Source organism: Bacillus sp. FSL M8-0071, assembly GCF_037975455.1.
GTDB classification, from domain to species: Bacteria; Bacillota; Bacilli; order Bacillales; family Bacillaceae; genus Bacillus; species Bacillus subtilis.
In genome coordinates this window covers 2,408,346-2,429,551 of record NZ_CP150256.1, presented here as the reverse complement: position 1 = coordinate 2,429,551, position 21,206 = coordinate 2,408,346, and the positions used below count along the sequence as shown (strand labels likewise).

Genomic DNA, 21,206 nt, shown 5'->3' with positions numbered 1-21,206 from the left:
GATTTAATTTGATGTGTTAATGAGAATGTTGGGAATAGACTGATTTTTTTGAGCGTGCTGCATAGGAGGTTGAAATGCGAAAAACGTTTTTTTCGAAGATTTCATTTATGCTGATTGCCATTTTATTGATGTGGCTGAAAACGTATGCTGTTTACAAAACCAGTTTTCATATTAAAATCGACAATCTAACACAGGAATTTATTCTGTTTATCAACCCATTGAGTTTTTTGTTGCTTATTTTTGGCCTCAGCCTGTTTTTAAAAGGCAAAAACAGAAATCGCTACATTATCGCGATGAGCTGTCTTGTCACGTTTGTATTGCTGGCAAATATGGTTTTTTACCGTTTTTACAATGATTTCTTAACAATCCCTGTTCTTTTTCAAACGAGCAATATGGGTGATCTCGGAAGCAGCATCGGAACACTTCTTGAGCCGACAGACCTCCTATTAGCTGTAGATATTGCGGTTTTAATATGGCTTCACATCCGGCAAAAAGCTTTTCAATCGGACATTCCCTCAACGAAAAATGAACGGGCGGCTTATTTTTTGTTCGTTGCTTCTGTTTATTTCTTCAACCTGGGCTTGTCTGAGGCGGAAAGACCTCAGCTATTGACACGCTCATTTGACAGAGAAATGCTTGTTAAAAACATTAGCCTGTTTAATTTTCATATTTACGATGGCGTTCTTCAGTCAAAGCAATCCGCACAGAGAGCGTTGGCAGACAGCAACAGCCTGACGGAGATTGAAAACTACGTAACCGCTAATGCGAAGGATGCCAACAAACGCTTATTCGGCGCTGCAAAAGGAAGGAACGTCATTCTCGTATCCTTAGAGTCGACGCAAAGCTTCGTGATTAATGAAAAATTGAATGGAGAAGAAATCACGCCTTTTCTGAATGACTTTATAAAACAGAGCTACAACTTTAATAATGTTTACCACCAAACAGGCCAGGGGAAAACCTCGGATTCTGAATTTATCGTGGACAATTCACTGTATCCGCTTGGACGAGGTGCCGTATTTTTTACGAATGCGGGCAATCAATATATGGCCGCTCCTGAAATTTTGAAAAACAGTGGATACTATTCAGCGGTGCTCCACGCTAATAATAAGAGCTTTTGGAATCGTGATTTAATGTACGACTCATTTGGATATGATTCGTTTTTTGATATTAACTCGTATGATGTAACTGACGAAAATTCAGTCGGCTGGGGACTTAAGGATAAAGAATTTTTTGAGCAGTCTTCAGAGCTGATGAAAAATCTGCCTCAGCCGTTTTACTCGAGGCTGATTACACTGACGAACCACTTCCCGTTTGATCTTGATGAAGAGGATCAATTGATTGATGAATATGATTCAAGCAGCCAGACGCTAAATAAATATTTTCCGACAGTGCGTTATCAGGATGAGGCGCTGAAACGGTTTATCGAAAAGCTGAAGGAAGACGGGTTATACGACAACTCTGTTATTGTATTATATGGTGACCATTATGGTATATCAGAAAACCATAATGAAGCGATGGGGCAGTTTTTAGGAAAAGAAATAACCCCATTTGAAGAGGTACAGCTCCAAAAAGTGCCGCTGGTCATTCATATTCCGGGTATTACTGATAAAAAGCCGCAAACCATTGAAACAGTAGGCGGGCAGATTGATATCAGGCCGACGCTGATGAATCTTTTAGGGATTGATACGAAAGATCAAATTCAATTCGGCAACGATCTGCTTTCAGACGAAAAACTGGACTTCACGGTGCTCCGGGACGGGAGCTTTATCACAGATCAGGTTGTTTATACAGACGGTGCGTGTTATGACAAAGAGACGGGAAAACCGTTAGAAGAGACAAAACAATGTGAAGCATTTGCTGATAAAGCAAAACAGGAGCTATCACTTTCTGATGAAATCATTTATGGGGATTTGTTGCGATTTTATGACCAGAAAAGGCTGGACAATTCGTCAAAGCGGAAAGAAAAACAAATGCTTGATCAGGCATCATAATCACAATGTCTCCCGCATCGAAGTGAGCGGGAGGCTTTCTTTTTTTTAATACGCTGTCATATAGTAACAAAAAAGGGGGATGATGATGGCGTTTATTACTGTGAAACCTGAGATCAAGAACAATTTGGCCAATGTGGCGAAAGAACTGAAGATAGACGAGGAATTGCTTAAAAGTGCAAATCGCTCCGCACAAAAACATCAATTGTATTGCCCTGGTTATGTGATAGAGGAGCATAGCGGCAAAGAGCTTCAAACCATTCAGGACATAAAGCGCTTTTTACAGCCTCGGCAGCTGAAACTTTCAGATAGCTGGATTGAGCAAGAGAAAATCTATGATGATTCAGCTGTTGAAAAGGAAATAAAGAAGATTATTGATGTTTTTCCGTTTGTCTCATGCCGGGAAATTGGCCGTTCTGTACTCGGCAGGCCTATCTGGGAGCTGAAGGCTGGTGGGGAGCATGCCGTAAAAAAGGTCCATATGAACGCGTCATTTCATGCGAATGAGTGGATTACAACGTCTGTCCTGCTAAAATGGTTTAAGGAATACTGTATGTCATTATGCTGCAATTCGCCTTTCTTTGGCTTTTCTCCCATAAAGCTGTTTAACAGCACATCCTTATCCCTCGTTCCTCTTGTCAATCCGGATGGCGTTGATCTTGTTTTAAACGGATCAGAAGTCATGGGAGCCAGAAGAGATGAACTCGAAAGGCTAAATGAACATCGTCCAAATTTTAATGAATGGAAGGCGAATATAAACGGGGTTGATTTAAATAAACAATTTCCATCATTATGGGAAATTGAAAAATACCGAAAACCGACAGCACCCAGCTACCGCGATTTTCCGGGAATCTCTCCGCTTACGGAGCCGGAATCTATTGCGATGTACCGGCTGATCACGGAGAATCCGCCTGACAGACTGCTGGCTCTTCATACTCAAGGAGAAGAAATTTATTGGGGCTATAAAGGCCTTGAGCCTGAGGAATCTGCTGCCGTCATAAAGGATTTTGAGGAGTTAAGCGGGAACATTTATAAGGGAGTAAGGGATATAGACAGCTATGCTGGATTTCGTGATTGGTTTATTCACCATTATTTTAAGGAAGGGTATACGGTGGAACTTGGAAAAGGCCAAAATCCTTTGCCGTTTCAGCAGTTTTCACACATATATAACGCCACAAGCGGTATCTTGTGGAGGGCGTTATTTTTTCATGAGTAACTGAAACTTTTTCTTTTTTCTGCCGAAGCAAATATGAGAAAATAAAGATGATCGGAGGGGAATGCTGATGAGATCAGTTTGTTTTATTCTGCTGGCGGTATTGCTGTTTAGTTTATCGGCATGCGAACCATCTCATCAGCAGCAAAAACAGGCATCGGCGGCAAAAGATGAGAAAAAAGACATCATACCGCTTTCCGCGGAAAAAGCGGATGGGGCGGAAGGCTGGCTGAATAACAGCACAATATTATATACTGCGTCTAATCCGACGAAAACAGAGCTTTTTGCGTACCGCATCTTTACAGGCAAAGCGAAAAAGCTCTATCAAACGGATGGTCAAATCGTTGATGTTCAAATCAATGCGAGGGAGCAGATGATTCTGCTGCAAATCACACATAGCCAAAAGACGGCAGTGGTTTTGCTTAATGCAGAAGGAGAGACGCTTTACGAAAAAGATTACGAAACGTATGAGCTTGAAGCTGCTTGGAATCAGTATGATCCTTATCAAATGATGGTGACGGAATTCAATGAAAACTGGGATTTCCATACATATCAGGTGAATGCTAAAAAAGACGAATCTTTCTTAAGCCCAGTACAGGTTCCGTTCATTCATTGGACATCCAAAAATACATTTGATTATGTAAAAGAGGGAAGAGACGATAAAACAGGGCCTTTATATACGTTCGATACAGCTTCTAAGACGGAACAGAAGCTTGAGGATAACGTTCTATTCTTCGATTCTTTCCATCAAATGAGTTTTACTGTCAAATCAGCTTCCGGAGGAAAAGGGACGTATCAGTTTAAAACGCCGCAATCAACATCACCTGTTACAGCGAAATGGCCGCTCCAAGCGAAATATACAAGTTTGGCTCCAATGGAGTATGACTATGATGAAGCAGGAGGCCTGTTTTATACATTCAAACAAAGCGGCGATGCATATAAGCTCGCAGCAGTCAATGTAGCATCGGGAGAGACAAAAGATCTTGTGTCTCTGCGGGAAATGGAGCCGATTCAAATATCTCCGAACGGGAAATATGCGTTATACGGCTTTCATTTTGAGCAAATTATTTTATTGAAATCACATGAAACGAAGCAACTCATCATTGATCAAAAGGAGATGGAATAACGATGGCTATCGCAGATGTAACCATTATCCCAATCGGTACGGAAACACCCAGTGTCAGTGCTTACGTAGCCGATGTGCAAAAGATATTAGAAGGATATCAAGCAGAAGGGAAAATCAAATATCAGCTGACACCGATGAATACGCTGATCGAGGGAGAACTCAGTGACCTTTTTGCAGTCATTCAGGCAATTCACGAAGCGCCATTTCAAAAAGGATTGCACAGAGTGGCAACGAATATCCGCATCGATGACAGGCGTGACAAAAAAACGACGCTTGAGAGCAAAATAGAAAGTGTCAATAAACATTTACAGCCATAAAAATAAACCTGTATCCGATCGGATACAGGTTTTAATGTGCGGTTGGATACCCGCTGTTTATTACGGTCATCACGGTAAACCATCCAAAGACAAATAAGGTGGCACCGGCTAATAAAAACCCGAGTATATTTTTATTTCTAACAGAACGCAAGACTCCCCATAAAGCGAAAAGAGCGACAAGGCCGAAAATCACGACAAGTAACATAACACAGCCCCCTTTACATTGAAAAACCTGCAATTCTTTCCAGTTTTATTCTACCTGTTTTTTATAGGTTTGTCGATAGCGTTTTCATTGCGATTGTTTGAATCTTTTTTAAAAAACCCTCATAATAAGAGCATAAAAAAGAAAGAGGTGATAATAGTGAAATGGAGACGAATGCCAGTAGGGCCGATTCAAGCGAACGCATATTTTCTCATCAGTGATGATCAATGCCTGATTTTTGATCCGGGCGGCGAGGGACATAAAATCAATCAATACATAAAAGAAAAAGGGCTGACGCCTTTAGCCATTTTGCTTACACATGCCCATTTTGACCATATTGGGGCGCTTGATGAAGTGAGAGAAAAATGGGATATCCCTGTTTACCTGCATCAAAATGAAAAAAATTGGCTTGCGGACGCTTCTTTAAACGGCTCCGGCATGCTGCGAGGGATAGAAGTCACAGCTAAGCCTGCAGATCATCTAATTGAAGGCGACGGTGAGTTGAATATCGGGCCGTTTCATTTGGAAACATTATTTACGCCGGGACATTCACCAGGCAGTGTGTCTTACTACGTGAAAGATGCAGACTTGGTCATCTCCGGAGATGTCTTGTTCCAAGGCGGTATAGGACGTACGGATTTAATAGGCGGCGATCAAGAGACGCTGCTGACGTCCATTCATGAAAAACTGCTTACGCTTCCGGAACACACGCTGGTGTTAAGCGGCCATGGACCTGAAACAGACGTACTGACTGAGCAGGACCAAAATCCGTTTTTAAATGGGTTTTCATTGTAAAAAAAGAGACAAACCGATAAGGTTTGTCTCTTTCTGCATTTAATGGCCTCCGCCGCCGGGCACCATAATAAAAATTGAGTAATATGTAAAGCCGGCGAAGAAAATTGTTAAATAAGCGCCAAAAATATAAATATACATGCGTTCGGTTAAGTTCAAATACGATAGAAACACAAATAAGATCGTCTGTCCAAAAAATAAAAGGGAAGCATCTTTCATATCACCTAAATAAAACATGACTGCAAAAATTCCCGTCCAAAATCCTAACACCCGGAACATGCGATTCATTTTATCCCCTCCCGAGAGTCCCTCTGACTGTTATTATAATAGATCACACCTAGAAATGTAAACATTTTCATTATTAATATACAAATGGAATTTGTCCCTTTGATTGTGTTTTCTATTGTATGAATGTTTTTTAAAAAATAATCCGAAAAAAGTTCTGTAAATGGTTTAAATGAAAAATGATCCGGGTAGTTATTCTACAAAGAGATGGTTAACTGAGGAGGAAAAAACGAATGGAACAACAATTAACTTTTTACTCATATCCAAGCTGCACGTCATGCCGAAAAACAAAACATTGGCTTAAAGCACATCAAATTGAATTTAACGAACGGCACTTATTCAGAGAAACCCCGACAAGAGAAGAATTAAAGTACATTTTATCGTTAACGACAGAAGGAATTGATGAAATTTTGGCGACAAGAAGCCAGACTTTCAAAAATTTAAATTTAAACATTGAAGAAATGACGGTAAATGAGGTGCTGGAACTTTTAATCGAGAAGCCGAAGCTTTTGCGACGCCCGATTCTAGTAGACAACAAAAAGCTGGTGATTGGTTATAACCCGGGAGAACTGTTGAAGTTATCGAAGAAGAAAACGGTTCATCAATCTGCATGATGAAAAACCGAAGATCCGCTGATTTATTCGAATCAGCTTATCTTCGGTTTTTCACCTGTTCAGAAACTGGGCTAGCTGGATTCGAACCAACGATCACGGAGTCAAAGTCCATTGCCTTACCGCTTGGCTATAGCCCATTGAATCTAAACATAGTATGTGTAAAGGCAGACGCGTTATACATATATAGCGTACATTTTTCAAAAACAGGAGGGAGCTCATTAAGATGATAGCTCTTGATCAGCACTTAACAGAGCACAAAGAAGATATCACGCAACAATGGCTGGAAGTTTGTACGTCAAACGGCAGCTGGCTGTATTCAGCGAAAGATCAGCAAAAACTAGAACAAAAGTTAAAAGACCAGCATGAATTATTGGTGACCATCGTAGCAAAATCCCTTAGAAAAGAAGACGTAGAGGATGAGCTCAACCGGTGGTCTCTTCAATGCGCCAGAGACCGTGCCGTTCATGAAGTGACGGTTACACAAAGTGTCGGCCAGTTTAACACTTTCAGGCACATCATGTTTGAATGGATTCATAAATTCAGCGAAGCTTCTTCTCAAGACATCAGCATTCAGGAATTTTATGAGTGGAGCCGGATCTTGAATCAAAACATTGATGAGATCATCGAAGTGTTTACGGAAGAATATCACCAGGTGACCATGATACAATTAAACGCGCAAAAAGAAATGATTAATGAATTGAGTGCGCCGATTATGCCGATTACTGATGGAATTGGGATTCTTCCGCTTGTCGGTGAAATTGATACGCACAGAGCGAGGACGATTTTGGAGTCTGTGCTGGAGCAGTGCTCAGCGTTAAAGCTCTCGTATTTATTTTTAGATATTTCGGGCGTTCCTATCGTTGATACCATGGTAGCCTATCAAATTTTTAAAGTGATTGACAGCACCAAATTGCTCGGCATTGAGACGATTATTTCAGGAATCAGGCCGGAAATTGCCCAAACTGTCGTGAAGCTGGGTCTGGATTTTTCGAATGTGAAAACCGAGCAAAGTCTTGCTAAAGCCCTGGCCAATAAAGGGTTTAAAATAAAAGAGTGTTGATGCCTTTGCCATGTTTATCTTGAAAGATAGCAGCTGAACAGCCTTTCACGGGCTATTCAGCTTTTTTAACTTCTATAAATAAAATGTGATGGCTGTTGATGTCTTTTACCTTAAAAGAGTAGCCATCATATTCTATGGTACTTTCAGGCTCAGCGTCTATGTTTTGTGTCAAAAACCAGCCGCCCAAGGTGTCTACTTCTGCGTCCGATAAATCGGTTCCAAGCAGGCTGTTAACATCGCTGATTAATAATTTTGCATTTAACAAGTAATGATCCTTTCCAAGTTCGCGGATATGAGGCACTTCATCCGCATCAAATTCATCACGGATTTCTCCTACAATTTCCTCGATAATATCCTCGACAGTGACCAAACCGGACGTCCCGCCATATTCATCTATGAGGATCGCCATATGAGTGCGTTCCTTTTGCATTTTCAGCAATAGTTTATAAATAGGAATCGTCTCAATGACATGGATAACGGGCTGTACGAAAGGTTCAATTTGATGCTTCTTGATTGAAAAATCTTTCGTCAGCATGGAAAACAGCACTTCTTTCATATTAATCACGCCAATAACGTTATCTTTATCCTCTCTTACAACTGGGTACCGTGTATATTTTGTTTGCTTGACTGTTTCCTGAAGATTTGAAATGGAGTCTTCATCTAGTGACAAACTGACCATTTCATTTCGCGGCACCATAATTTCCTTTGCCATTCGTTTATCAAAGGTGAAGATATTATTCATGTACTTTAATTCACTTTTTCTAATCTCGCCGCTTTTATAGCTTTCAGCCAATAGGACCCGAAGTTCTTCCTCTGTATATGCCAGCTCGTGCTCTGATGCCGGCTTCAGTCCAAACACTCCTGTAATCAATCGGGCAGAGTGGTTCAACAGCCAAATGAATGGAAACATGATCTTATAAAACCAAATAAGCGGTTTAGCGAACAACAAGGTAATGCTTTCTGCTTTTTGAATGGCGAAACTCTTTGGAGCCAGCTCCCCGATAACGACATTTAAATACGTAACCGCTAAAAATGCGATGACGAGTGAAAGCAGGTGGGTAAGCGATTCATTTAAGCCTGCTTTATGAAAAAGCGGTCGAAGCAGAGTTTGCACAGTCGGTTCCCCAAGCCATCCCAGTCCTAATGCTGCGACTGTGATGCCCAGCTGACAGGCTGATAAATATTCATCAAGGTGAGTGATGACATGCTTTGCCGCTTTAGCACCTTTCTTTCCTTTTGCGACAAGCTGATCAATTTTGGACCGCCGCACTTTCACGATTGAAAATTCTACGGCAACAAAAAATCCTGTTAACAAAATGAGAATAGCGACTGCTAGTAAATTGACAAATTCCAAAACAACTGCCTTCTCCAAGGAAGGCATGCACCTCCCTTTTCCGATGTCTTTCTACATTCCATACCACCTGAAAATGCTCATAAAACATGTGTTGAAGCGGCAGACTGGTTTAGTGACGCGGTTATTGGGCAATTAAAGAATAAAGAACAAAAGTTTGGAGGATCTTGACATGAAGGCACATACAGGAAAGGATTGGTTTTGGTACCAAATGGGGCCTCAAGAAAGAAGTAAGGCAAGAGATCTAATCCATTTTTCTCACTGGCCTCAGTGTGAAAAGTGGTTTGAAAATAACCATCACGTTAATTTTTTGCGAGTAGATACAACTGAAACGGAAAATGAAGCGGTATTTGGGTCGATTGTTTATGATCAGGGGCTTGGTGAAGAAAAAGATCATACTGTTTTTCACTTTTATATCACCAGACAATATTTTTTCACAATCAATTTTGATTTTTCGATTTTGAGAGAGATTAAAGGAAAAGAAGTTGTCCGGCAAATGGAAAGAGCGGACAATGCGATAGAGGGGTTTTTAATTCTTCTCGGCGAACTAATGAATGCGTATTTAATCGGTGTTGATGAATTTGAAGTAAAGCTGAGAAAGCTTAGATGGCAGATTAAAGACGACAATAGCAAAAGCATTTTAAACCGTGTCCATCTCCTGCGCCATGAACTGATGATTTGGAAAAATTTGATACTAAGCGCTAAAAAAATTGAAATGGCGTTGAAAGAAACCTTTTTACCTCAAAATGAAGAGAAAAAGGATTATCAGCGGACACAACTGAAGATTGACAGGGGATTTACATACATCAGCGAATTTGAAGGGGAGCTTAACAATCTGCTGCATTCAGAGGAAGTCATTACCTCACATAGGGGGAATGAAATTGTAAAAGCGCTGACCATTTTCACGACGCTTTTTACGCCGATTACAGCTCTGGGGGCCTTATGGGGGATGAACTTTTCAGTGATGCCGGAACTGAATTGGAAATACGGATATCTCTTTTCTCTCTTATTGATTGTCACATCTACAGTTCTGATCTATCTCTATTTGAGGAAAAAAGGCTGGACGGGAGATATGCTGCAGGAGCGGAAGAAGAAAAAGAAACCTCGAAAAAGGCGGACTCTATAGGATGTTTCATATTTTGTACAGCGTGCCCCGTTTTTTCACCAGTCATATCAGGGTGACCGGATACGATGTCAAGGCGCTTATGGCAGAGCATCGAATCCGCCGTTTACCGATTCTTGAATATGGCCAAATTGCCGGTATTGTTGCATTAGGCGACCTTTCCGTTGAGAAAGATACTGGTCAAAAAGCGAAAACAGCATAATGAAAATGGAATCTAGCAGGCATGGTGACCATGTCTGCTTTTTTATTTATAGGGAAAATTATAATGACAGGGGTACATTCAGTTGAAAGTCTTTTTCTTGCCAGAAAGAAGGGATTTTTCAGCATATAACGTCTCACAAAATCACGTTTTCCCTGTTTGATTACCGCTCCTTCTTTTTCTACAATACGCATTGAAAGGAGAGGGAATCAAATTGGATTCAATAGAAAAGGTAAGCAAAAACTTGATTGAAGAAGCATATCTAACAAAGGCTTCTGATATTCACATTGTGCCGAGGGAGCGGGACGCTATCATTCATTTTCGGGTCGATCATGCCTTGCTGAAAAAAAGGGACATGAAAAAAGAAGAGTGCGTAAGGCTGATTTCACATTTTAAATTTCTTTCAGCAATGGATATAGGTGAAAGGCGAAAGCCGCAAAACGGTTCGCTTACGTTAAAGCTGAAAGAGGGAAATGTTCATTTAAGAATGTCAACGCTGCCCACAATTAATGAAGAAAGCCTCGTGATCAGAGTGATGCCCCAATACAATATCCCTTCGATTGATAAATTGTCGCTATTTCCGAAGACAGGAGCCACATTACTCTCGTTTTTAAAACATTCCCATGGCATGCTCATTTTTACCGGGCCAACTGGTTCAGGGAAGACTACCACACTATACTCTCTCGTTCAATATGCAAAAAAACACTTTAATCGAAATATTGTCACATTAGAGGACCCTGTTGAAACAAGGGACGAAGATGTTCTTCAGGTTCAGGTGAATGAAAAAGCCGGTGTAACTTATTCCGCAGGTCTGAAAGCAATTTTGCGCCATGACCCCGATATGATTATTTTAGGTGAGATCAGAGACGCGGAAACAGCTGAAATTGCGGTGCGGGCAGCGATGACGGGACATCTGGTACTAACGAGCCTTCATACGAGAGACGCAAAGGGCGCAATTTACAGACTGCTTGAATTCGGTATCAATATGAATGAAATCCAACAGACTGTCATTGCAATAGCGGCTCAGCGCTTGGTTGATTTGGCTTGCCCGTTTTGTGAAAACGGATGTTCATCAGTGTATTGTCGCCAGTCACGAAATACCAGGAGAGCTAGCGTTTATGAGCTTCTTTACGGGAAAAATCTTCAGCAATGTATCCAGGAGGCAAAAGGAAATCATGCAAATTACCAATATCAAACGCTTCGTCAAATTATCAGGAAAGGAATTGCGCTCGGCTATTTAACGACAAACAACTATGACCGGTGGGTTTATCATGAAAAAGATTAGAAAAGTCTGGTCGTTAAAGGATCAAGCGAGGTTATTAAAGAGGCTCGGTGAAATGACTGCGGGCGGATATACGCTTCTGGATGGATTACGCCTGATGGAACTTCAGATGAATAAGAGGCAGGCGGCTGACTTGACTGGTTCGGTCACTTGTTTGAGGGAAGGGGCTCCGTTTTATCAAGTACTAAAGAGTTTGTCATTTCATAAGGAAGCCGTAGGTATTTGTTATTTTGCTGAAACACATGGTGAACTGCCTGCTTCCATGATCCAGAGCGGAGAGCTGCTGGAACGAAAAATTGCACAGGCAGACCAGCTGAAAAGAGTGCTGCGCTATCCGCTTTTCCTCATCTTTACGGTCGCTGTCATGTTTTATATGTTACAGTCCATCATCATTCCTCAGTTTTCCGGTATCTATCAATCGATGAATATGGAAACCTCACGTTCAACCGATATGCTTTTTGCTTTTTTTCAGCATATTGATCTTGTGATCATTTTGCTTGTTCTTTTTACAGCAGGTATCGGGATTTATTATTGGCTTGTGTTTAAGAAAAAATCACCTGCCCGGCAAATGCTGATTTGTATCAGGATTCCTTTGGTTGGAAAGCTTGTAAAGCTGTTTAACAGCTACTTTTTTTCTTTGCAGCTAAGCAGCCTTTTAAAATCAGGCCTCTCAATTTATGACAGCCTTAATGCATTTAAACATCAAACGTTTCTCCCTTTCTACCGCTGCGAGGCTGAACAATTGATTGAACGGCTAAAAGCCGGTGAGTCAATTGAATCCGCTATTTGTGGAAGCCCTTTTTATGAAACTGATTTATCAAAAGTCATATCTCACGGCCAGCTGAGCGGCCGATTGGATCGGGAGCTTTTCACATACAGCCAATTCATATTACAGCGGCTGGAACACAAAGCGCAAAAATGGACAGGCATCCTTCAGCCAATGATTTATGGATTTGTTGCAGCGATGATCTTACTTGTGTATTTATCTATGCTTGTGCCTATGTATCAGATGATGAATCAAATGTGAAAGGAAGAGGCTGATGAATGAGAAAGGATTTACACTTGTTGAAATGTTAATCGTGCTCTTTATTATTTCGATTTTGCTTTTAATTACGATACCGAACGTCACGAAACATAATCAAACCATTCAAAAAAAGGGCTGTGAAGGCTTACAAAACATGGTTAAGGCACAAATGACTGCATTTGAGCTTGATCATGAAGGACAAACTCCGAGCCTTGCCGATTTACAGTCAGAGGGCTATGTGAAAAAGGATGCTGTCTGTCCAAATGGTAAGCGCATTATCATCACCGGCGGAGAAGTTAAGGTTGAACATTAAATTAAACGAGGAGAAGGGGTTTACCCTTTTAGAAAGTTTGCTTGTGTTAAGCCTTGCCTCTATCCTCCTGATTGCCGTCTTCACCACACTTCCTCCTGCTTATGACAATACAGCTGTCCGACAGGCAGCAAGGCAGCTGAAAAATGATATTATGCTCACACAGCAGACTGCTATTTCCCGTCAACAAAGAACAAAAATTCTCTTTCATAAAAAAGAATATCAATTAGTCATTGGTGATACGGTCATTGAACGTCCGTATGCAACGGGACTTTCTATAGAACTGCTGACATTAAAAGACCGTTTGGAATTTAATGAGAAAGGGCACCCGAATGCAGGCGGAAAAATACGAGTAAAAGGCCATGCCGTTTATGACATAACAGTTTATCTAGGGAGCGGGAGAGTCAATGTGGAGAGAAAATAAAGGTTTTTCTACAATAGAAACAATGTCTGCGCTAAGCCTGTGGCTGTTTGTGCTGCTGACAGTCGTCCCCTTGTGGGACAAGCTGATAGCTGATGAAAAAATGGCGGAATCACGAGAAATCGGCTATCAGATGATGAATGAGAGCATTAGCAAATATGTCATGAGTGGTGAAGGAGCCGCGTCAAAAACAATTACAAAGAACAATCATATCTATGCAATGAAGTGGGAGGAGGAGGGCGAATATCAAAACGTATGTATCAAAGCCACAGCTTATAAAGAGAAATCATATTGCCTCAGCATCCTGCAGACAGAATGGCTATACGCTTCTTAACGTATTATTTTCGCTCTCAGTCTTTTTGCTCATATCAGGATCGTTAGCTGCGATTTTCCATCTGTTTTTGTCTCGACAGCAGGAACATGACGGTTTCACACAGCAAGAATGGATGATTTCGATAGAACAGATGATGAATGAATGCAAGGAGTCACAGGCAGTTAAGACAGCCGAGCATGGGAGCGTGTTAATCTGCACCAATCTTTCCGGGCAGGACATCCGTTTTGACATTTATCATTCAATGATAAGAAAAAGAGTGGATGGTAAAGGGCATGTTCCGATTTTAGATCATATTACTGCCATGAAAGCTGATATTGAAAATGGTGTTGTTTTGCTGAAAATTGAGAGTGAGGACCAAAAAGTGTATCAAACTGCTTTTCCAGTCTATTCGTATTTAGGAGGGGGGTGAATGTATCGTACAAGAGGGTTTATTTATCCAGCTGTTCTTTTTGTGTCAGCGCTTGTGCTGTTAATCGTGAACTTTGCTGCTGCTCAATATATTTCACGCTGCATGTTTGAAAAGGAAACAAAAGAGTTATACATAGGAGAGAATTTGCTTCAAAATGGGGTGCTTCTTTCGATTCGGCATGTTCTAGAGGAACGGAAAGGCCAGGAGGGTACGCAGCAATTTCCATATGGACGGGTTTCTTATTACATTCATGATACATCGATAAAAGAACAAAAAGAAATCAACTTAAGAGTGTCAACGGAGTCGGGAACAGAAAGAACTGCACAGATCGTGTTTGATCAAAAACAGAAAAAACTGCTGAGATGGACAGAATAAAACAGTGTAAAGGGTATAAAAAAAGTCATGTGAGACAACACTTCATAATAATTGAATGATGAGGTGATCACGTGAAAACGAATGATTATGTTAAATATATGACGCAGCAATTTGTCAAATATATAGATACTCCGAGAGATGAGCGAAAAGAACGAAAAGAGGTGCGGAAAGAAACAAAAACGCCTGTTTCCCAGCAGTTGTTCGGTATTTTACCCTATGGCTTCAGACTTTGGCTGAAACGGAAAAAATAACCGCAAATAAACGAATAAGGTCCTTCAAAAAATGGAGGACCTTATTGATATTCTTCTAATATGGCGATTTTATTGACCTTTTGGCTATAAGGATCAAATGAAATCGTCACAAAAACGCCGAATTCTTTTGACCCTTCCCTCAGAGTTAAATGGTATTGCTTCACTGCTTCATCTTTTCTTTTACGGTCCCATACTTTTTGTTTGAACAGTACCTGTGCAAGCGGGTACCTTTTTTTTGCTTCTTTTACAGCAATCTCTTCCCATTTGGACATGTGGCGGGCGGTTACAAGCGGTGTTTCTTCTGCGTGAGCGGCTGTGGTGCCAAAGACGAGAAGAGATAGACAAATCACACATTGTTTGATCATCATGCTGTCACCCTTTCTTTGTTTATTATTACCAAATAATAATGGGATATGCATTTAAATTCTCACATAACAATCCCAAAAATTTCAAAAAAATTGAAAAAATGAGCAATACTGAGCAAGACTTTGTAATATGATGAAAACGTTCTTTTAAACGAACAAAATGAGCGATTTCGGTGTTTTTAAATCTATAAATCGTTGATTATACTCTATTTGTGAAGTTCTTTAAAGAGAACGATTATCATATCAAGTTACAGTGTTTTACAGGAGGTAAGATATGTTTCGATTGTTTCACAATCAGCAAAAGGCGAAGACGAAACTGAAAGTTCTGCTTATCTTTCAGCTTTCAGTCATTTTCAGTCTGACTGCCGCAATATGCTTACAATTTTCCGATGATACAAGCGCTGCTTTTCATGATATTGAAACATTTGATGTCTCACTTCAAACGTGTAAAGACTTTCAGCATACAGATAAAAACTGCCATTATGATAAACGCTGGGATCAAAGTGATTTGCACATATCAGATCAAACGGATACGAAAGGCACTGTATGCTCACCTTTCGCCTTATTTGCTGTGCTCGAAAATACAGGTGAGAAACTTAAGAAATCAAAGTGGAAGTGGGAGCTTCATAAGCTTGAAAATGCCCGCAAACCGTTAAAGGATGGGAACGTGATCGAAAAAGGATTTGTCTCCAATCAAATCGGCGATTCACTTTATAAAATTGAGACCAAGAAAAAAATGAAACCCGGCATTTATGCATTTAAAGTATATAAACCGGCAGGCTACCCGGCAAACGGCAGTACATTTGAGTGGTCGGAGCCTATGACGCTTGCAAAATGCGATGAAAAACCGACAGTCCCTAAAAAAGAAACAAAGTCGGACGTCAAAAAGGAGAATGAAACAACACAAAAGGATATACAGGAAAAAACAATGAAAGAAGAAACATCTCAAGAAGCTGTAACCAAAGAAAATGAAACTCAATCAGACCAGAAGGAAAGCGGGGAAGAGGATGAAAAAAGCAATGAAGCTGATCAGTAATATTTTATACGTGATCATCTTTACTCTTATTATTGTGCTGACACTTGTCGTGATTTCAACACGTTCATCCGGGGGAGAGCCGGCGGTGTTTGGGTATACATTGAAATCAGTTCTGTCAGGTTCGATGGAGCCGGAGTTCAATACAGGTTCCTTAATATTGGTCAAAGAAATCGCTGATGTGAAAGAGCTTCAAAAAGGTGACGTTATTACATTTATGCAGGATGCAAATACGGCGGTCACCCACAGAATTGTTGACATAACAAAGCAAGGAGACCATTTGTTATTTAAAACAAAAGGTGATAATAATGCAGCAGCTGATTCAGCGCCTGTATCGGACGAAAATGTTCGCGCACAATACACAGGTTTTCAGCTTCCATATGCAGGCTATATGCTTCATTTTGCCAGCCAGCCGATTGGAACGGCTGTATTATTGATTGTTCCCGGCGTGATGCTGTTAGTGTACGCTTTTGTGACGATCAGCAGCGCCATTAGAGAAATTGAAAGAAAGACAAAAGCCTTGGAAACAGATACAAAGGACAGCACCATGTCTACTTAACTTCAATTGTAAACCTGGCAACAGGTTTCGATATAAAATCATTCAATAAAAGGGGAGTTTACCATGGGTATGAAAAAGAAATTGAGTTTAGGAGTTGCTTCTGCAGCACTAGGATTAGCTTTAGTTGGAGGAGGAACATGGGCAGCATTTAACGACATTAAATCAAAGGATGCTACTTTTGCATCAGGTACGCTTGATTTATCTGCTAAAGAGAATTCAGCGAGTGTGAACTTATCAAATCTAAAGCCGGGAGATAAGTTGACAAAGGATTTCCAATTTGAAAATAACGGATCACTTGCGATCAAAGAAGTTTTAATGGCGCTTAATTATGGAGATTTTAAAGCAAACGGCGGCAGCAATACATCTCCAGAAGATTTCCTCAGCCAGTTTGAAGTGACATTGTTGACAGTTGGAAAAGAGGGCGGCAATGGTTACCCGAAAAACATTATTTTAGATGATGCGAACCTTAAAGACTTGTATTTGATGTCTGCTAAAAATGATGCAGCGGCTGCTGAAAAAATCAAAAAACAAATAGACCCTAAATTCTTACATGCAAGCGGTAAAGTCAATGTAGCAACAATTGACGGTAAAACCGCTCCTGAATATGATGGTGTTCCAAAAACACCAACTGACTTCGATCAGGTTCAAATGGAAATCCAATTCAAAGATGATAAAACAAAAGATGAAAACGGGCTTATGGTTCAAAATAAATATCAAGGCAACTCCATTAAGCTTCAATTCTCGTTCGAAGCTACACAGTGGAACGGCTTGACAATCAAAAAGGACCATACTGATAAAGACGGTTATGTGAAAGAAAATGAAAAAGCGCACAGCGAGGATAAAAATTAATAACAGCAATAAAAAGAGACGGCCCAGTATTCATATACTGGGCCGTCTCGATGGTTATTGACAAAAGAGGAGTTAGTGCCTCTGCTCAGGCACTACTCCTCTTTTTGGGATTTTCTCCATTTTTGATAATCTAAAAATTCACGAAATTGTTTTTTCGATACCCCGGATGTCATCGCATCGCGAACCAATTTCTCCCATTCACTATCTAATTGACCATCGTATTCGGTTTCATGTTTCTCATCGAGCAAAGTATGAACCGAGACGTCCAGAACAGCGGAGACTTTTTCGAGAAATTGAATGGAGGGGTTCGTTTGTAGATTTCGTTCTATTGAGCTTAAATAAGACTTCGCTACCCCAGCTTTTTCAGCTAGTTCTGATAGTGAGTAGCCTTTTTCTTTACGGTATTGTTTAATACGCTGGCCAATCAATGTCATCACCTTCCTTGTGATATTATAGCACATTCAGAAAGGATTTACGGTATGACTTCTGGCTGCCGGACCAGGATGAGCAGACTTTTTGTTTAAAAGTAAATATTTTCGTATTTCTTCCGGGCTGATATTTGCCTCTTTGGCTTCCACCATTAATTCAACCCATTCTTGATCCAATTCAAAGTGCTCTTGTTTTGCATTCTTCATGCAGTTTCTCCTCCTAAAATACTTGTTTATGTATTTCAGCCAGTCCGGCCATGACTTATTGTATGCTTCATTAGTCTCTGGAAGTCATTTGCCATTAAATCACCAGAATTTTTTTCCAATATACCTTTATTATAATCGTATTTTCTCAAAAAAACGAGAATGATGTCGAATGGTAAAAAAGTTAGCTTGAAATATTATTTTGCAGATAAAACAATCCGCCATTTTCAATTTCAACTGATATCTTTGGTTGATACAAGGTTTTCAGCGCCTGTTTTTCTAGATGGTATTCTTCTGGTTTTTCTTCTATATGCTCGTAAAACTTATCAAGCAATGTCATATCATTCTTCCACCTGTTAACCGCCTGTTCCGCCCAGTCGGACGGCTCCTGCATAGCGGATTTGGAAATATAGTTTTCCATACGCTTAAGTCCGCTTTCTGGTTTGATCATAGGTGAAATGGTGAAGCAATAGTCACATATTTGAGACGTCAGTGAAAACTGGGTCAGCTTGCTTTGAAAATCTTCAATTATCGTTCCAGAGACTAGGTGAAGACCTAGTGACAATAACTTATCCTTTTTCATGTCGGACTGGTATGAAATCGTGACATTTATACCAAGCCAAGGCTGAAGTGGGACTTTAGCTCCGGCTGATTCAATTTTCTCATACATTCTGGTAAATCTCCCATTTTGTTTAACAGCTTTAAATATTTGAAAAAGACGCGGGGCCCCAAAATATATAAATTCACCATCTAGGTCTTTTGGCGCATTTTCTTTATCTGTAATAAAAGTGATTTTCATTGGATTCGGATCACCGCCTGTCTTCTCGCGCCAATGCCAGTAGAAAGGGCGGTTCATGATTTGTTTGTCCATTTCAACTGTAAGCTGCACTGTCATATAGCCTAAGCCTTGATCGACGATTTGGCAGCTGTTTGCTTGAAAAAAACGCAGCAGAAAATCGTGAACCTCTTGCTGTCTCACTAATAAAACCTCCTTACAGGCTAAGATCCTCTTTTTTCAGCAGGCTGCTGTTTTTTATAAGACAAAAATGAGGTTAAGTTATCCATTTTTATTTTCATTTCTTCTTCTGTTGCTGAGTGATACAAAATGTCATGCAGATGCTCTTCAAAATTGTTCACTTGAATTTTCGTTAAAATATCATCAAGTTCACCGACCACTTTTTCAAACAAATGAATTTTTTCATATAAAAGCTTTAGAATATGCTCTTCTACCGTATGTTTTGTCGCCATGTTATAAATATGCACGTCACGCTCCTGCCCGAGTCTGTGAATTCTTCCGATTCTTTGCTCAAGCCGCATCGGATTCCATGGCAGGTCATAGTTGATCATGTGATTGCAAAATTGCAGGTTAATTCCCTCACCGCCTGCTTCAGTTGCAATAAGGACTTGGATTTTTCCGCGGAAAAGATCCTTCATCCAGTCTTTTTTTCCACGTTTAAATCCGCCTCTAAACGGCACAGAACTGATGCCGTTTTGCTGAAGAAACCACTGCAGATAAATCTGGGTTGCACGGTATTCTGTAAAAATGATGACCTTATCGTCGATCTTTTTGATTAAATCAACGACTTGAAGCGCTTTAGAGTTTTGTGTCACTTGATTGATGCGATCTATTAAAACTGAAATCGTATCCTCATCAATGGCAGGTGCTTGTTTCTCTTTTTGATCTAGCATCTTTTTCAGCGTCATATATACCGCTTCTCTGCTCGAACAGCATTCTCTTTGCAAGGTCATAATCGAGAACATGCTGGCTGGTTTATTGATACTGTCCTTCAAGCGAGAAATTTCATCATAAAGCGCCTGCTCTGATGGAGAAAATTGAATCGGCACTGTTTCAACATGGCGCTGTTTCCAATTCAGCCCTGTATCATGCCGCCTGTTACGGATCATGACTTTATTCACAAGATCTTTTAAATGTTCATGCGCTTCTAAACTGGATTTCTTCTTGGCGAACTCCTCCTGAAAGTGATTCTGACTGCCTAAATGGCCGGGTTTTAATAAGGACACCAAATTGAAAATCTCTTCGATACGGTTCTGGATTGGCGTCGCGGTAAGAAGCAGGCAATATTTTTTTACGAGATTCCGGACAAATTCATAGTTCTTCGTTTTGCTATTTTTCAGTTTGTGTGCCTCATCAATAATGACAAGATCATATGGGATAGACAGAACGATTTCTCGATGGGGCGAGCGCTTCGCGGTGTCTATTGATGAGACGACAATATCGCATTGCTCCCACACATAGCTTTTCTTTTGTTCAACAGCCGGAATCAAAAATTTTTCCTGAAGCTCTTTGACCCACTGTGACACAAGGGAAGCGGGCACAAGGATCAAAATTTTTTTTGCTAACCCGCGAATCATATATTCTTTTAGAATCAGTCCAGCTTCAACCGTTTTCCCGAGACCAACCTCATCTGCTAAAATCGCTTTCCCGTTCATTTTTTCAACCACTTTTTGCGCCACTTCAAGCTGGTGGGGGAGCGGCGTAAAGGAAGGCAGATATAAAGGAGCCCGTAAGCCTTCAAAATCTGGAATTGCTAATGTTTTCTGGATTTCTGCAGAGAGCTTGTACAGTTCCCAGTTTGCCCAAGGGCCATCGTTTTTCAGTCTTTCAGCAAATTCTTCAGGCCATTTTGCATCGTAGATCATTTCTGTATTCATTGCTTTGAAACCGCCTTTCTTATTCTTCGATTCTTAAGATGAATAATATAAGAAAAATCTGCCCAAATTGCTGTTGCCCAGCATATAGTGATGATGGTAGGATATGAGTATGTATTTGATGTAAGATATTGCTATAGTATGTCCATAACAGCATGAAAATATGAGCGAATGACAGCAAGGGGAGAGACCTGACCGAAAACCTCGGGATACAGGCGCCGAAGGAGCAAACTGCGGAGTGAATCTCTCAGGCAAAAGAACTCTTGCTCGACGCAACTCTGGAGAGTGTTTGTGCGGATGCGCAAACCACCAAAGGGGACGTCTTTGCGTATGCAAAGTAAACTTTCAGGTGCCAGGACAGAGAACCTTCATTTTACATGAGGTGTTTCTCTGTCCTTTTTTGTATGTTTTTTAGCTGCGCC

The 21,206-nt window shown here is 40.5% G+C and carries 27 protein-coding genes, 1 tRNA gene, 1 pseudogene and 1 riboswitch; of the genes and pseudogenes, 20 read left to right on the top strand and 9 right to left on the bottom strand.

The window, feature by feature from the left end:
• Positions 1-74 precede the first annotated feature (74 nt).
• From MKX71_RS12385 to MKX71_RS12370, 4 genes are all read left to right on the top strand, one after another.
• The gene (locus MKX71_RS12385) at positions 75-1,991 is read left to right on the top strand and encodes an LTA synthase family protein (protein WP_003230133.1); all 1,917 of its coding nucleotides are present in this window, start codon (positions 75-77) and stop codon (positions 1,989-1,991) included.
• A gap of 82 nt (positions 1,992-2,073) precedes the next feature.
• Positions 2,074-3,204 (top strand): M14 family metallocarboxypeptidase, encoded by a 1,131-nt coding sequence (locus tag MKX71_RS12380; protein ID WP_015251708.1) that lies wholly within the window; start codon positions 2,074-2,076, stop codon positions 3,202-3,204.
• A gap of 61 nt (positions 3,205-3,265) precedes the next feature.
• Positions 3,266-4,327: a hypothetical protein gene (locus tag MKX71_RS12375; protein ID WP_076458114.1), complete on the top strand. Its 1,062-nt coding sequence runs from the start codon at positions 3,266-3,268 to the stop codon at positions 4,325-4,327.
• Between the two features lie 2 nt (positions 4,328-4,329).
• The gene (locus MKX71_RS12370; RefSeq protein WP_003230139.1) at positions 4,330-4,644 is read left to right on the top strand and encodes an MTH1187 family thiamine-binding protein; all 315 of its coding nucleotides are present in this window, start codon (positions 4,330-4,332) and stop codon (positions 4,642-4,644) included.
• Between the two features lie 31 nt (positions 4,645-4,675).
• On the opposite strand, the gene MKX71_RS12365 is transcribed toward MKX71_RS12370, so the two are convergent.
• On the bottom strand, positions 4,676-4,849 hold the full coding sequence (locus MKX71_RS12365) for a DUF2759 family protein (RefSeq protein ID WP_003230141.1): 174 nt from the start codon (positions 4,847-4,849) through the stop codon (positions 4,676-4,678).
• Between the two features lie 156 nt (positions 4,850-5,005).
• On the opposite strand from MKX71_RS12365, the gene MKX71_RS12360 reads away from it, so the two are divergent.
• Complete coding sequence (locus MKX71_RS12360; protein WP_041850020.1) at positions 5,006-5,641, top strand: MBL fold metallo-hydrolase; 636 nt, start codon at positions 5,006-5,008, stop codon at positions 5,639-5,641.
• Between the two features lie 39 nt (positions 5,642-5,680).
• On the opposite strand, the gene MKX71_RS12355 is transcribed toward MKX71_RS12360, so the two are convergent.
• Positions 5,681-5,926, bottom strand: coding sequence for a DUF2626 domain-containing protein (locus MKX71_RS12355; RefSeq protein WP_003226300.1), 246 nt, complete (start codon positions 5,924-5,926; stop codon positions 5,681-5,683).
• Positions 5,927-6,156: 230 nt separating this feature from the next.
• Here MKX71_RS12355 and mgsR point away from each other — a divergent pair, with 230 nt between their 5' ends.
• On the top strand, positions 6,157-6,537 hold the full coding sequence (gene mgsR / locus MKX71_RS12350; RefSeq protein ID WP_003230147.1) for a transcriptional regulator MgsR: 381 nt from the start codon (positions 6,157-6,159) through the stop codon (positions 6,535-6,537).
• A gap of 66 nt (positions 6,538-6,603) precedes the next feature.
• Here the strand turns inward: mgsR and MKX71_RS12345 are convergent.
• Positions 6,604-6,674, bottom strand: a tRNA-Gln gene (locus MKX71_RS12345).
• A gap of 86 nt (positions 6,675-6,760) precedes the next feature.
• Here MKX71_RS12345 and rsbRD point away from each other — a divergent pair.
• Entirely contained in the window at positions 6,761-7,597 is an 837-nt protein-coding gene (gene rsbRD / locus MKX71_RS12340; protein WP_173614187.1) for an RsbT co-antagonist protein RsbRD, read from the top strand.
• Between the two features lie 52 nt (positions 7,598-7,649).
• Here the strand turns inward: rsbRD and MKX71_RS12335 are convergent, their stop codons facing one another.
• Positions 7,650-8,978, bottom strand: a complete 1,329-nt coding sequence (locus MKX71_RS12335; RefSeq protein ID WP_003230150.1) for a hemolysin family protein — start codon at positions 8,976-8,978, stop codon at positions 7,650-7,652.
• 142 nt (positions 8,979-9,120) lie between these two features.
• Here MKX71_RS12335 and corA point away from each other — a divergent pair, with 142 nt between their 5' ends.
• The 10 genes and pseudogenes from corA to MKX71_RS12285 all read left to right on the top strand — a co-directional run bounded on the left by corA (position 9,121) and on the right by MKX71_RS12285 (position 14,676).
• Positions 9,121-10,074, top strand: coding sequence for a magnesium transporter CorA (gene corA / locus MKX71_RS12330; RefSeq protein ID WP_015483432.1), 954 nt, complete (start codon positions 9,121-9,123; stop codon positions 10,072-10,074).
• 76 nt (positions 10,075-10,150) lie between these two features.
• Positions 10,151-10,273: pseudogene (locus tag MKX71_RS12325) on the top strand (hypothetical protein); the annotation flags it as partial.
• Between the two features lie 211 nt (positions 10,274-10,484).
• Positions 10,485-11,555, top strand: a complete 1,071-nt coding sequence (gene comGA, locus MKX71_RS12320; protein ID WP_069322755.1) for a competence protein ComGA — start codon at positions 10,485-10,487, stop codon at positions 11,553-11,555.
• Complete coding sequence (comGB, locus tag MKX71_RS12315; RefSeq protein ID WP_029317912.1) at positions 11,542-12,579, top strand: comG operon protein ComGB; 1,038 nt, start codon at positions 11,542-11,544, stop codon at positions 12,577-12,579. The genes comGA and comGB overlap by 14 nt, the downstream gene beginning before the upstream one ends.
• 13 nt (positions 12,580-12,592) lie before the next feature.
• The gene (comGC, locus tag MKX71_RS12310) at positions 12,593-12,889 is read left to right on the top strand and encodes a comG operon protein ComGC (RefSeq protein ID WP_003230162.1); all 297 of its coding nucleotides are present in this window, start codon (positions 12,593-12,595) and stop codon (positions 12,887-12,889) included.
• Positions 12,879-13,310, top strand: a complete 432-nt coding sequence (gene comGD, locus MKX71_RS12305; protein WP_014480256.1) for a comG operon protein ComGD — start codon at positions 12,879-12,881, stop codon at positions 13,308-13,310. Before comGC ends, comGD begins: the two co-directional genes overlap by 11 nt.
• Positions 13,294-13,641 carry a ComG operon protein 5 gene (gene comGE, locus MKX71_RS12300; RefSeq protein WP_014480255.1) on the top strand — a complete coding sequence of 116 codons (348 nt, stop codon included), beginning with the start codon at positions 13,294-13,296 and terminating at the stop codon, positions 13,639-13,641. Before comGD ends, comGE begins: the two co-directional genes overlap by 17 nt.
• A 25-nt stretch (positions 13,642-13,666) precedes the next feature.
• Positions 13,667-14,050: a ComG operon protein ComGF gene (comGF, locus tag MKX71_RS12295; protein ID WP_032726158.1), complete on the top strand. Its 384-nt coding sequence runs from the start codon at positions 13,667-13,669 to the stop codon at positions 14,048-14,050.
• Positions 14,051-14,425 carry a ComG operon protein ComGG gene (gene comGG, locus MKX71_RS12290; RefSeq protein WP_014480253.1) on the top strand — a complete coding sequence of 125 codons (375 nt, stop codon included), beginning with the start codon at positions 14,051-14,053 and terminating at the stop codon, positions 14,423-14,425.
• 71 nt (positions 14,426-14,496) lie between these two features.
• On the top strand, positions 14,497-14,676 hold the full coding sequence (locus MKX71_RS12285) for a YqzE family protein (RefSeq protein ID WP_029726723.1): 180 nt from the start codon (positions 14,497-14,499) through the stop codon (positions 14,674-14,676).
• 41 nt (positions 14,677-14,717) lie between these two features.
• Here the strand turns inward: MKX71_RS12285 and MKX71_RS12280 are convergent, their stop codons facing one another.
• Positions 14,718-15,044, bottom strand: coding sequence for a YqzG/YhdC family protein (locus tag MKX71_RS12280; RefSeq protein ID WP_003246051.1), 327 nt, complete (start codon positions 15,042-15,044; stop codon positions 14,718-14,720).
• Between the two features lie 271 nt (positions 15,045-15,315).
• Between MKX71_RS12280 and tapA the strand changes: the two genes are divergently transcribed.
• The 3 genes from tapA to tasA all read left to right on the top strand — a co-directional run bounded on the left by tapA (position 15,316) and on the right by tasA (position 17,482).
• A complete protein-coding gene (gene tapA, locus MKX71_RS12275) occupies positions 15,316-16,077 on the top strand; it encodes an amyloid fiber anchoring/assembly protein TapA (RefSeq protein WP_029726724.1) in 762 nt (253 codons plus the stop codon).
• Entirely contained in the window at positions 16,061-16,633 is a 573-nt protein-coding gene (locus MKX71_RS12270) for a signal peptidase I (protein WP_003230181.1), read from the top strand. Before tapA ends, MKX71_RS12270 begins: the two co-directional genes overlap by 17 nt.
• Before the next feature lie 63 nt (positions 16,634-16,696).
• The gene (gene tasA, locus MKX71_RS12265; protein ID WP_014664586.1) at positions 16,697-17,482 is read left to right on the top strand and encodes a biofilm matrix protein TasA; all 786 of its coding nucleotides are present in this window, start codon (positions 16,697-16,699) and stop codon (positions 17,480-17,482) included.
• A gap of 92 nt (positions 17,483-17,574) precedes the next feature.
• Here tasA and sinR read toward each other — a convergent pair whose 3' ends face one another.
• From sinR to MKX71_RS12245, 4 genes are all read right to left on the bottom strand, one after another.
• Positions 17,575-17,910: a transcriptional regulator SinR gene (gene sinR, locus MKX71_RS12260; RefSeq protein ID WP_003226345.1), complete on the bottom strand. Its 336-nt coding sequence runs from the start codon at positions 17,908-17,910 to the stop codon at positions 17,575-17,577.
• A 33-nt stretch (positions 17,911-17,943) separates the two neighbouring features.
• Positions 17,944-18,117: an anti-repressor SinI family protein gene (locus tag MKX71_RS12255; protein WP_003230187.1), complete on the bottom strand. Its 174-nt coding sequence runs from the start codon at positions 18,115-18,117 to the stop codon at positions 17,944-17,946.
• 181 nt (positions 18,118-18,298) lie between these two features.
• The gene (locus tag MKX71_RS12250) at positions 18,299-19,093 is read right to left on the bottom strand and encodes a YqhG family protein (protein ID WP_003230200.1); all 795 of its coding nucleotides are present in this window, start codon (positions 19,091-19,093) and stop codon (positions 18,299-18,301) included.
• 20 nt (positions 19,094-19,113) lie between these two features.
• Positions 19,114-20,787, bottom strand: a complete 1,674-nt coding sequence (locus MKX71_RS12245) for an SNF2-related protein (RefSeq protein ID WP_029726726.1) — start codon at positions 20,785-20,787, stop codon at positions 19,114-19,116.
• A gap of 168 nt (positions 20,788-20,955) precedes the next feature.
• Positions 20,956-21,057, top strand: a riboswitch (glycine riboswitch).
• The last annotated feature ends 149 nt before the right edge of the window (positions 21,058-21,206 follow it).

What these genes read in the sequence shown, in the direction of transcription:
- MKX71_RS12385 (WP_003230133.1), top strand. Translation starts at nt 75, where the DNA reads ATGCGAAAAACGTTTTTTTCGAAGATTTCATTTATGCTGATTGCCATT.
- MKX71_RS12380 (WP_015251708.1), top strand. Translation starts at nt 2,074, where the DNA reads ATGATGGCGTTTATTACTGTGAAACCTGAGATCAAGAACAATTTGGCC.
- MKX71_RS12375 (WP_076458114.1), top strand. Translation starts at nt 3,266, where the DNA reads ATGCTGATGAGATCAGTTTGTTTTATTCTGCTGGCGGTATTGCTGTTT.
- MKX71_RS12370 (WP_003230139.1), top strand. Translation starts at nt 4,330, where the DNA reads ATGGCTATCGCAGATGTAACCATTATCCCAATCGGTACGGAAACACCC.
- MKX71_RS12365 (WP_003230141.1), bottom strand. Translation starts at nt 4,849, where the DNA reads ATGTTACTTGTCGTGATTTTCGGCCTTGTCGCTCTTTTCGCTTTATGG.
- MKX71_RS12355 (WP_003226300.1), bottom strand. Translation starts at nt 5,926, where the DNA reads ATGAATCGCATGTTCCGGGTGTTAGGATTTTGGACGGGAATTTTTGCA.
- mgsR (WP_003230147.1), top strand. Translation starts at nt 6,157, where the DNA reads ATGGAACAACAATTAACTTTTTACTCATATCCAAGCTGCACGTCATGC.
- rsbRD (WP_173614187.1), top strand. Translation starts at nt 6,761, where the DNA reads ATGATAGCTCTTGATCAGCACTTAACAGAGCACAAAGAAGATATCACG.
- MKX71_RS12335 (WP_003230150.1), bottom strand. Translation starts at nt 8,978, where the DNA reads ATGCCTTCCTTGGAGAAGGCAGTTGTTTTGGAATTTGTCAATTTACTA.
- corA (WP_015483432.1), top strand. Translation starts at nt 9,121, where the DNA reads ATGAAGGCACATACAGGAAAGGATTGGTTTTGGTACCAAATGGGGCCT.
- comGB (WP_029317912.1), top strand. Translation starts at nt 11,542, where the DNA reads ATGAAAAAGATTAGAAAAGTCTGGTCGTTAAAGGATCAAGCGAGGTTA.
- comGC (WP_003230162.1), top strand. Translation starts at nt 12,593, where the DNA reads ATGAATGAGAAAGGATTTACACTTGTTGAAATGTTAATCGTGCTCTTT.
- comGE (WP_014480255.1), top strand. Translation starts at nt 13,294, where the DNA reads ATGTGGAGAGAAAATAAAGGTTTTTCTACAATAGAAACAATGTCTGCG.
- comGG (WP_014480253.1), top strand. Translation starts at nt 14,051, where the DNA reads ATGTATCGTACAAGAGGGTTTATTTATCCAGCTGTTCTTTTTGTGTCA.
- MKX71_RS12280 (WP_003246051.1), bottom strand. Translation starts at nt 15,044, where the DNA reads ATGATGATCAAACAATGTGTGATTTGTCTATCTCTTCTCGTCTTTGGC.
- tapA (WP_029726724.1), top strand. Translation starts at nt 15,316, where the DNA reads ATGTTTCGATTGTTTCACAATCAGCAAAAGGCGAAGACGAAACTGAAA.
- MKX71_RS12270 (WP_003230181.1), top strand. Translation starts at nt 16,061, where the DNA reads ATGAAGCTGATCAGTAATATTTTATACGTGATCATCTTTACTCTTATT.
- tasA (WP_014664586.1), top strand. Translation starts at nt 16,697, where the DNA reads ATGGGTATGAAAAAGAAATTGAGTTTAGGAGTTGCTTCTGCAGCACTA.
- MKX71_RS12255 (WP_003230187.1), bottom strand. Translation starts at nt 18,117, where the DNA reads ATGAAGAATGCAAAACAAGAGCACTTTGAATTGGATCAAGAATGGGTT.
- MKX71_RS12245 (WP_029726726.1), bottom strand. Translation starts at nt 20,787, where the DNA reads ATGAATACAGAAATGATCTACGATGCAAAATGGCCTGAAGAATTTGCT.